This is a genomic window from Sediminibacterium salmoneum NBRC 103935 (assembly GCF_000511175.1).
In the GTDB taxonomy this organism is placed as follows: domain Bacteria; phylum Bacteroidota; class Bacteroidia; order Chitinophagales; family Chitinophagaceae; genus Sediminibacterium; species Sediminibacterium salmoneum.
In genome coordinates, this window is sequence record NZ_KI866530.1 from 1680368 (window position 1) to 1682208 (window position 1841).

The 1841-nt window shown below is 34.6% G+C and carries 2 protein-coding genes; both read right to left on the reverse strand.

What is annotated here, in order from left to right:
* Positions 1-25: 25 nt before the first annotated feature.
* Positions 26-1108 carry a GumC domain-containing protein gene (locus P767_RS0107930; protein WP_026764074.1) on the reverse strand — a complete coding sequence of 361 codons (1083 nt, stop codon included), beginning with the start codon at positions 1106-1108 and terminating at the stop codon, positions 26-28.
* Between the two features lie 369 nt (positions 1109-1477).
* Positions 1478-1841 (reverse strand): methionine adenosyltransferase domain-containing protein (locus P767_RS16395; RefSeq protein ID WP_037351694.1); only part of this gene is annotated, 364 nt, incomplete at its 5' end.

Genomic DNA, 1841 nt, shown 5'->3' on the forward strand with positions numbered 1-1841 from the left:
CTAATAAGTATCCTATATGTATAATCTATTCCATTATTTTTGAAAATATTCTTTTCATAATTAAAACAAATACAAGTATAAATGACCAACCCAAAGAAAAAAGCAAAGCAGTTATTATGCTGGATATTTTACTTCTTTTCAATGGCAAAATCGGTGCATCTACAATCTGAATTACAGGTGTTTCCTGGCTCAAGGTAAATTTCGCCATTTCCAAATTTTGTGTGACGGCCGAAAAAATTGTAGTCAACATTGTTTTATCTCGCAATGTAGTTTCTACAGCCACAGTATTCTTTGTCTGATATAGTGGATTTATATCCATTACACTAGAATTTGTTTGTAATGATGCCCCTGAAATTGTTTTTTTACTTAAAAGACTTGCGATACTATCGGCTCTTGCTTGAAGCTTTTCAACTGTTACCTTTTGCCTTTGTGTCCTAATTCTTAAATATTTGTCAACTGCAAGTTGGACTATTCGCTCACAGTAAAACTTTGCCAAAGTCTCGTTCTCCATAATGACTGAAACATCAAATAAACCAGCTTTTTTATCCGTTTTTCCAATTGAAAATTTTGTATTGATAATATCTTCAGAAATAATTAGTAATAAACTATCCTGCAATCTTGTATAATTCTTACCTAATATCAATGGAGGAAAATTCACATCGCCAATGTTCTCATTTTTTTTCCAACTATCCTTAAGTTGGTAAGCATTCACATAAACATCTGCAAAAGATTCATTAGGGTTATACCCGAACTGAGTTAATAATACTTCTCTAGATAGTGAGAAACTTTTGAAATAAAAAATAATATTATCTCCAGATAGCAATCCGCCCCCCCCTATACTCATATCCATACCAAATTGACCAGCCAATGAAGCCAGCCCCCCCAAGCCTGATGTACCACTTTTACCGTCTTCTACTACGAAAGTAGTTTTGGCTTCATAAGTAACTGGTTGCTTGCGAGCGTATACAAATCCTAAAAATCCTCCAATTAAACCGATTATAGCTACTTTCCACCAATTTGTTGATAAAAATCGCACCCATTCTCCAATATTTTGAAGTATTTCCTTCGCGGAAATATTATCCGAAGTATTTGCTATCTGATTGTTCATAAACTACTTATTTAAGGTTCAAATGACATGAGCCATTATTGCCAAATCGACCAATCAAATTATTTTTTTATTCATTTTGTGCATGATATTGTATTAGACAAATGCCAAATTATGTAATAAGTTAAAAAATTTGGTTTTAAATGCAGGGCTTCGCCAACCTCACTTACAGATGAATCATCAGTAACAAATGTTACTTCTAAAAATCAAATCCGTAAATAACTTTTAGAGACAACTATAACAATTAACTCAAAATCAATGCATAAGATCATGAGGGGGTAGGATGAATCTTATGTGGTTAATAAAAGACAAATATAAGTGGGCATATAATACTACCCAAAAAAACATATAAATTAAAAGAAAACATATTAATCATCTTGTACCAAAAGCCTTCTTCACTTTGGCTACATAATCCAGCTTCTCCCAAGTGAATAATTCCACTTTTACCTTCTTTTCCTTGCCATCTGGGGTTCTGAAGGTTTTGGTAACCACTTCTGGCTTACGGCCCATATGACCATAGGCTGCAGTTTCACTGTAGATTGGGTTTCTCAGCTTCAGGCGCTGCTCAATAAAGTAAGGACGCATATCGAATAAGCCCTCTACTATTTTTGCAATCTGACCATCGGTAAGGTTCACTTTGGCCGTGCCAAATGTGTTCACGTTGATAGAAGTTGGCTGTGCTACACCAATGGCATAAGAAACCTGTACTAAGATTTCGTCCGCAACTCCAGCAGCA

Bases quoted from the DNA above. Each gene is read 5' to 3' on its own strand.
- P767_RS0107930 (WP_026764074.1), bottom strand. From the start codon at position 1,108: ATGAACAATCAGATAGCAAATACTTCGGATAATATTTCCGCGAAGGAA.